This is a genomic window from Teichococcus vastitatis, from assembly GCF_003604215.1.
GTDB classification, from domain to species: Bacteria; Pseudomonadota; Alphaproteobacteria; order Acetobacterales; family Acetobacteraceae; genus Pseudoroseomonas; species Pseudoroseomonas vastitatis.
The window spans coordinates 1-7,399 of record NZ_QXGS01000073.1; the positions used below are offsets into that span (position 1 = coordinate 1).

A 7,399-nucleotide genomic window follows, 5' to 3' on the forward strand; every position below is an offset into this window, starting at 1 on the left:
CTCGGCCTTTCGATGATCTACGGCTTCGCTCGTCAGTCCGACGGACACGCCAAGATCTACAGCGAGATTGGAAAAGGTACCACTGTCAAAATCTACCTGCCTCGCTACTATGGTGATGCTTTGGACTGCGAGGATACTGCTGACGGCTTCAGCGTCGAACATCGCGCGGAGTACGGTGAGACCGTGTTGGTGATCGAAGATGAAGCAGCGGTCCGCCACCTTGTGGTGGAGGTTTTACACGATCTCGGCTACCGCACGGTGGAAGCTATCGATGGACCCTCAGGCTTGAAGATCCTGCAGTCTACCAAGCCCATCGATCTCCTGATTACCGACATCGGACTACCCGGGTTGAATGGACGTCAAGTTGCTGATGCCGCCCGCCTTGTCCGTCCTGGCCTGAAGATTCTCTTCATGACCGGTTATGCCATCGCCAACGGTGTTCTTGAGCCAGGAATGCAGATGATAACCAAGCCCTTCGCGGTTGACGCACTCGCCACGCGCGCGCGGGACATGATCGGAGGCAAGTAGAGGATCCCTAGCATCATAAGCCTTCAATGTTGACCGGACTTTCGGACGGGAGCGGATCTCCCGGTCCCTGAAATCACCCGTGGTTCTGGGTTCCAGCCCCAGCCAGGAGTTCTGGCTTTCCGCGTGCCAAGCTGGTTCGCCGTGTGGGCGACCGGCTCCGCAGGCGGGTGCGTGTCTCCGCGAGCTTGGCTGCGATCTCAGACATCTCGGCTGCGCAGGAGGCATCGCCGCGCAGCGCCGACAGGTAGCTGACGAGTGCCCACGCATCCTGGCGCAGCCTGAACGACGACCGGGGAGCCACAATGGTGTAGCCGAGCGCCTTCGACAATTCGCCCAAGGCCGCCTTTGCCACATCATCGGGGACTTCCTCCGCCAGAAGCACGCTGTAGTGGGTCATCCGGATGATGGCGCGCCGCCGCCGCTGCGCCTCGCGGTCCCCCGGCGGTGATCGGTCCAAGACCGCCAAGAGTTCCCGCATGAACGCCGCGGCATCGTCGCCTGGTCGCATTTCCTGCCGGACCGGCGCGGCTGCGTTGACGGCCTGCCCCGCCCGCCGCCGTGTCGGAGCGGGCGATGCGATCCGCGCGCCCTTGCGCGTCAGGTCGATGCAGACCCGGCCATCCCTTGATCGTGCAAGGAGGCCCGTCACCCATGCCTCCGGCAGGAAGGTGATGCTGTCATCGCCGCCCAGAGCCTTTCGTTTGTTGCTGTAGAAGGTTTCCGGTTGCAGGTCCGGATCGGCCTCCTCAGCATAGGCGATCACAGAGCCCGGACCGTCACCGGCCAGCAACCCCGGGACCCCGTTGGACATCAGGTAGATGCCGTGGTCGCCAACCATCCACAGCCCTGCCTCATGCGCTGACGAGCACGTCCCGTCTGGGGCCTTCCGGCTCGTCGCCGCGCCACTGTGTTGCAGCAGCTGCTGCACGAGAGCCGCATTGAAGTGCAAGCGCATCCTGGGTTTCCAACGAGTTTGACAACAACATGATCGGCCAGGCCGGTGTCCACCGCCTGGCTTGGCCGCGATGCGATGAGTTCAGCCCTGGCCGCCGGCGGCAGACCCGTGGCCACGGCGGGCGCCCGCCTGGGGAACCGTGCCGCCCGTTTTATCTGTTGTCATGGCGATGCTCCCCCAGAAGCCGTCAATCAGCAGGCTTGCATCATGGTGAGCGATGCCAAGCCCTGCAGTCACGCGGATCGAGCAGGCATTTTTCAGTTTTCTGAACCCGCCGCCCAGGAGCTGTGTTGGTGACCTGGTACCATGATCGCCGTTACCATCTGATTGCTCTCTGATTGCTCGGTGAGCCTGCCGTGTCCGGCCAGAGATGGCCTTCCTGAGGACGTCTCTTCGTTCCCTTCGCCATGAGCCACTGCATGAGCGCGCGTCCGTGGGGCGGCGATCGCCCGGGATGGCCGCCATGTCCGGCTGAGCCGGAACGGCGCTCCTTCAGCCAGTGAGATCGGGCACCCTTCCGGCCACGGCCACGGCCACGACCGACTGCGCCGCGCCGCCACCTGCCGTCCGCAAACAGCAGGCCGGTCATCCATCTCCTCGGCTCCAGCTGCTGCCAGTGGTGAGGATCATTGGATCCAGTGCCCGTCGGCGCCGCGCAGCATGGCCGGAGCAGGCGGGGCACCGCAGGCCACGAGCACCAGCTGCATCTGCCGGATCGCGGCCAATAGTTCCGCAGCCAGCACTGGCACGACCGGATCCGCCGGGCGTGCCTGCACGGCTTCCGAGCGCACGAAAGCGAGCCAGTCGATGGCGCAGGGCAGTTCGGCGATGATGCCTTGCCTCACATCGTCGGGCAGACCGGCACAGCCGCAGAGTTCGACCAGGCGAGCTGCGGAGCGGCGCGCCAGGATTGCCGCACGCAACTCCTCAAAAGGCTCCGGCGGATGACCGGCCTCGTCACCGAGGCCCAGATTGTAAGCGTGGTGCAAGAGAGTGTGGAGGAAGCCATTGAGGCGCCTCGCATCGCGCAGACGTGGGCCGGCCGCCTCAGCGGGGTGCAATGGAGCGGGTGGAATGCGCATCCGGGGTATCCTGTTCGTGGTGGTCCGGACCCAAGGCTGACGCAGGCGGATGCAAGACAGAGCCCGGTAACCCGATCGCAACCGGTCTCCCGCAGCAAACACGGATTCCGGGTACCAGAACGACGCACTCGCGGGCGATAACAACCGAATGCTGCAGACCAGCCAGAGGATGGTGCGCTTCCCCTGATTCCACGGACGGAGCCGGTTCCTGTGCCGCGCGCCAGGGGGGCAGCATGCGGTTCCTGGGGTCAGCGTGGACAATCCCGTCTCCGGGGCGAGCCGGGTGCAGCCGGGCTCCGGCAAGCGGAGCACCCAGGACAAGCCACGCCAGCCTCCGGCTGCTGTTCTGCGTGGCACGCCGGTGGGCGGCAGCACCGCACGCGGTTCGCGGCCGCCCTGCAGAACCGATCCTTCCGGGCAGGACCGCACGCGGCAACCTGTGGTCCCATGCCTCCCTGGCACCGTCGCCTGTCTCTCAGCCGGAGTTCCGCCAGCCCGATCGCGTGGTAGGCGACGCCCCCGGCACCGACGGTAGTGGCCGCCGTTCCGGCCGCCCACAAGGCCAGGGTGGCGACGAGCAGCGGGCCGGATGCCGTCGCGGAGCTGATCGCGGCGGCAGCCCATCCGGCGGCGAGGCTGCCTGCCGCCAGGCTGGTCAGGATCGTGGCGGCGATGCGCAGCGTCACCGGCCACTGGTCCCTGCATGGCCGGGGTCGGGCCGGGTTGCCCCAGGCCACCGGCGGATCCCGCCCATCCTCACCGCCGCGGCCCCCAACGCAGGATGGCCTCCACCTCGGCACCCTCCAGCACCTCCCGCTCGAGCAGCGCGGCGACCACGGCGTCGAGTTCCGCCCGGTGCCGCCGCAACACAGCGCGGGCCTCTCCATAGGCGGCCTCGAGCCGCGTCTCGACCCGTTGGGCGATGTCCGGCTGCGCCATCATCAGGGCCGCCACCTCCTGGCCGTCCCAGAAGCCCCGCCAGAGCAGGGGCCGATCGGACAGGCCCAGCGCCGTCTCGGCGTTGGCCGCCAGCCGGGTCGCCCGCGCCAGGTCGCTCCCGGCCGGTCCCCCGGCCCCGCCCGTGACCTGCCCAAGCACCTCCTGCTCGGCGGCGCGTCCGGCCAGCAGCCGCCGCAGGTGCAGGCCGACCCAGGCCTCGGAGGCCTCCTCGTCCGGTACGTCGACCACCGTGCGCCCGCCGCTCCGGGCATCCTCGCGGATGGAGACGTATTGCAGGGTTCCGGGCCGCTCGAGCGCCTGCAGCAGGGCATGTCCGGCCTCGTGCACCGCCGGGATCCATCGTGCCTCCGCCGGACGCGTGCCCGCACTGCCCTGGATCTCTGCCATCAGGTCCTCCGGCCGCATCGCCCGGCCGCCGCCACGCGCCCGGCGCCGGGCCCCGCGCACCCACTTCGCGCAGTCGGCCCCGGTCGCACCCCGGGCGCGGAGCGCCGCCCGGGCGAGGCCCTCGCCCGCCAGATCGTCCCCGAGGTGGACGCGCAGGATCGCGGCCAGGGCGGCCTGGTCGGGCAGCGGGATGGCGATGCTGCGGTCCAGGCGGCCCGCGCGCAGGATGGCCGGGTCGATCATCCCGGGATGGTTGGTGGCGCCGAGCACCACAACCCCCTCGCGGCCCTCGAGGCCGTCCAGCTGCTCAAGCAGGCCGCCGACCACGCTGGTCCACCAGTCGCGATGGCGCGTGTCGGCCGAGCGGTCGGGAAAGCTGTCGAGCTCGTCGATGAACAGGATGCAGGGCGCTGCCTTGCGGGCCTCGTCAAAGGATGCCCGCATGGCGCGCAGCAGGGTTCCGAGATGACCGTCGCCGCAGGACTGCCAGAGCGCATAGGAGGCGGCGATCAGCGGCACGCCGCAGGTCGCGGCGAGCGCCCTGGCAAAGCTGGTCTTGCCGGTGCCGGGCGGCCCCGCCAGCAGGCAGCCGCGATCGACGTCGCGCCAGGACAACGCCCCGGCCGCGTAGGCCGCCAGATCCCGCGCGAGATCGCGTCCCCAGGCAACCGCTTCCGGCATGCCGGGCAGGTGGTCGAGCGAGGCAGCCGGGCCGGATGACGGGGGGAGCCCGCCCGCGGCGATGCGCGCGGCCCGCTGCAGCAGATCGTCGGCCGATTGCCCCAGGCGCCGCGCCAGCCCCAGGCTTCGCGGCGAGATCAGCGCGCAGAGCTCCGCCGGCGGCAGCGCCGCCGGCGAGCCGCCGGTGATGGCCGCCGCCACCTCCCCCAGGCCCTCCGGATCCAGCGGCAACAGTTGCAGGCGCAGGTCGGCCGCGCGCAACAGGTCGGGCGGCAGGGAACGCTCCGGGGCCTGCGACACGGCGAGGATGCTGCGTCCCTGCGCCAGTCTGGCCAGGATCCGCTCGTGCTGGTGGCGCGACAGGGGCGGATCGCCGGTCAGGACCATCCAGTGGCCGGGGCCTGCGAGGAGCGCATCGGCCTCCCCCTCGGGCCTCCTGTGGCCAGGCCCGCCGGTCACCTCCGGCCAGGCCTCGCAGACCGGCTCCACCCAGTCGGCCCCGGGCACCCCGATCACCACCACGCCCTGCAAGGTGGCGGCATCGATGCCCCGTGCGGCCAGGGCCCGCCTCAGCGCCACGCTGGCCGCAATCCGCGGCGGGGCGGCGACCCACGCGGCGCTTTCCGGCAGGGCATTGTCCGGCAGGCCGGGATCCGGCTCCGGTGCGGACCATCCACGCCGCGTCACGGGCTGAGCCATGCCAGCACCTCGTCCAGCCCGGCCTCGAGGCGCAACAGGCGCCCGCCCGGCAGCAGCAGCACCGTGCCGCCCTCCTCCACCTCGCACAGCGCCAGGGCGGCGGACAACGCGATCGCGTGCCGCTGGCCGCTGGCGTCGCGCAGCATGACGTAGCGCCCCGCGCGGGTGCCGTTCGTCATCGGTCGAGATCCTCCGAGCTGCCGGGTTCCTCATTCCGCCCCGGCGGTGTCCCGGGGCGGAACCCGAAGGCCCAGGCGATGCCCGCCTCGCCCGGTCGCGGCCAGTCCGGCAGGCGCCGCAGCCGGGCGCGGATCGCGGACGCGCCCAGTGGCTCCGGCCGCCCCGCAGCCAGTTCGGCATCCTCCAGCACCTGCCGGACCAGCGCGCGCACCCCGCCCGACAGTGTCCGCCCGTCGGGCAGCCGCAGGCGGAGGATGATCTCGCGGCATGGCCGCCGGATCAGCGCCTCCAGCAGCCCGGCGCGCGTCAGCCCGGTGATCCCGCCAGGGCGGGTGGCCAGGGCATGGTAGCGGTGCAGCACGGTCGCGCGCGGCAGTCCAGCGAGACGGGCGAAAGCCGCCGCGTTCACCGCCGGGCCTTGCGGATCCGTCGGATGCGGCAGCGCCAGCCATGGCGGACGAGCCGCCTGTCCGGCCGCCAGGCGGTGGTCCGAGCGGCGCCGGTCCTGGGCCAGGTCGGGCAAGGCCGCGCCGTCGCGGCGGCGGGCGCGGTGCAGCCGCGAGCGCAGCGTGGCGGGCGCAATGCCCCGCGCCCGCGCCAGGACCCGCAGGCTGGTGGTGGGACGACCCTCCCAGCAAACATCGTCGCGCAGGCTGCGGCCATCCTGGTGCGGCTGCAGGCCGAGCGCCTCCTCGGGGCTCCAGCCCATCGCCCGCCGGGCGTAAACCAGGCCCCCCGAAAGCGGCGGCTGCCCGGCCGCGCGGCGCTCCTCCCCGGTGCTGGTGATCGCCGCCAGCAGGGAGGGGTAGTGCACCAGGCCGCGCCGCGGGTGGTTGAGCGTCACCGGCACCGCGTTGGCCGGACCGCCGAGGCTGGCCCCACCGGGCTGCACATTGAAACCCCCTGGCCAGGCGGTGCCGAGGCGGGCGATCCAACTCCGCTCGAGCAGCCGCGCCTCCTCCGGGCTGGCGGTGTCCTCCAGCGCCTCAACCAGAAACGCCTGCCCGAAGCACAGGCCCTCGTCCAGCGCCGCGCGGATGGCGGCGGCGAGGGTGCCCGGGCGGCCGAGATGCGGATGGCGGCGGGCGAGATGCACGTGCGCGGTCACGCGGGTGACAAGGGTGCGGCAGGTGACACCGACATAGCCGCGGCCATCGCTGCGGCGGGTGATGCGGTAGATCCGCCAGGTCCGAGCAGCGGGCACGGGCGGAACGTTCAGTGGGAACGAATGAAGGTAAGGCATCGCGATCCTATTATGTAATTCATCGCGTAAGACTTGATCGCATTTGGATCGAATTGAAGAACAAAAGGGATCCGAAACCCTTCAATCGCCAGTTGCCGGTGCCGCATCCCTCGATCGCTGTCCGCTCCGGCGGTCGTCGAGGCGCAGCGGCCAGGACGCTTCCGAAACCAACTGCCTGTGCAGCGGACCAGGATGGTTTCGGCGGGCCATGCAAAATCCTTCACCAGGTTCCGCGTCCCACCCGTGCCATCGGCACAGGCACCGGCCGCGAGAATCACATTCCGGCCCCGTCCAGGATTTTGGCTTTTTCCTCCTGCCAGCCCTCGTCCCCCCGTTACTCCGGATCCGGTAAATACTTTCCGGCAGCCGTGTATGACGTTTCCCGCAGGTGGCCGGCCGCCCGGAAACAGCGGGGGCAGATGCCTCTGGCAGATCCGCTGACGTGCCGGCACCGTGCCAGCACCGTGCAACACCGTGCTGATCCCGGCAGAAAACCGTCGGGGGCCAGGATGGACACGGTGCCCCGGCAATGCCGCCAGAACTTCTCGCTGGCGGAGCCGTGGTGAAGTCGTGCCAGGATCGGGGCTGCCGTCTCACAGGATGGCCTCCAGAAACCGCCGCATGCGCCCGCCGGTGATCCCAGATAGGGTTTTATGGCCAAGAATAAGTTGACTAGTTCGCGTA

At 70.2% G+C, this 7,399-nt stretch carries 6 protein-coding genes; 1 reads left to right on the forward strand and 5 read right to left on the reverse strand.

The window, feature by feature from the left end; genetic code table 11:
* The coding region (locus tag D2K64_RS22425) for a response regulator (protein WP_120010608.1) at positions 1–528 on the forward strand (528 nt) is incomplete at its 5' end.
* Between the two features lie 73 nt (positions 529–601).
* On the opposite strand, the gene D2K64_RS22430 is transcribed toward D2K64_RS22425, so the two are convergent.
* The 5 genes from D2K64_RS22430 to D2K64_RS22450 form a co-directional block, all read right to left on the reverse strand.
* A complete protein-coding gene (locus D2K64_RS22430; RefSeq protein ID WP_238384376.1) occupies positions 602–1,366 on the reverse strand; it encodes a DUF3085 domain-containing protein in 765 nt (254 codons plus the stop codon).
* 743 nt (positions 1,367–2,109) lie between these two features.
* A complete protein-coding gene (locus D2K64_RS22435) occupies positions 2,110–2,565 on the reverse strand; it encodes a hypothetical protein (RefSeq protein WP_157986049.1) in 456 nt (151 codons plus the stop codon).
* Between the two features lie 756 nt (positions 2,566–3,321).
* Positions 3,322–5,292: an AAA family ATPase gene (locus tag D2K64_RS22440; protein WP_157986050.1), complete on the reverse strand. Its 1,971-nt coding sequence runs from the start codon at positions 5,290–5,292 to the stop codon at positions 3,322–3,324.
* Positions 5,277–5,471: a hypothetical protein gene (locus D2K64_RS22445; RefSeq protein WP_120010612.1), complete on the reverse strand. Its 195-nt coding sequence runs from the start codon at positions 5,469–5,471 to the stop codon at positions 5,277–5,279. The genes D2K64_RS22440 and D2K64_RS22445 overlap by 16 nt, the downstream gene beginning before the upstream one ends.
* The gene (locus D2K64_RS22450) at positions 5,468–6,676 is read right to left on the reverse strand and encodes a GIY-YIG nuclease family protein (RefSeq protein WP_157986051.1); all 1,209 of its coding nucleotides are present in this window, start codon (positions 6,674–6,676) and stop codon (positions 5,468–5,470) included. Before D2K64_RS22450 ends, D2K64_RS22445 begins: the two co-directional genes overlap by 4 nt.
* Positions 6,677–7,399: the final 723 nt, after the last annotated feature.

Excerpts from the sequence above, each read along its gene's own strand:
- D2K64_RS22430 (WP_238384376.1), bottom strand. The coding sequence starts at position 1,366 with ATGGTTGGCGACCACGGCATCTACCTGATGTCCAACGGGGTCCCGGGG.
- D2K64_RS22435 (WP_157986049.1), bottom strand. The coding sequence starts at position 2,565 with ATGCGCATTCCACCCGCTCCATTGCACCCCGCTGAGGCGGCCGGCCCA.
- D2K64_RS22440 (WP_157986050.1), bottom strand. The coding sequence starts at position 5,292 with ATGGCTCAGCCCGTGACGCGGCGTGGATGGTCCGCACCGGAGCCGGAT.
- D2K64_RS22445 (WP_120010612.1), bottom strand. The coding sequence starts at position 5,471 with ATGACGAACGGCACCCGCGCGGGGCGCTACGTCATGCTGCGCGACGCC.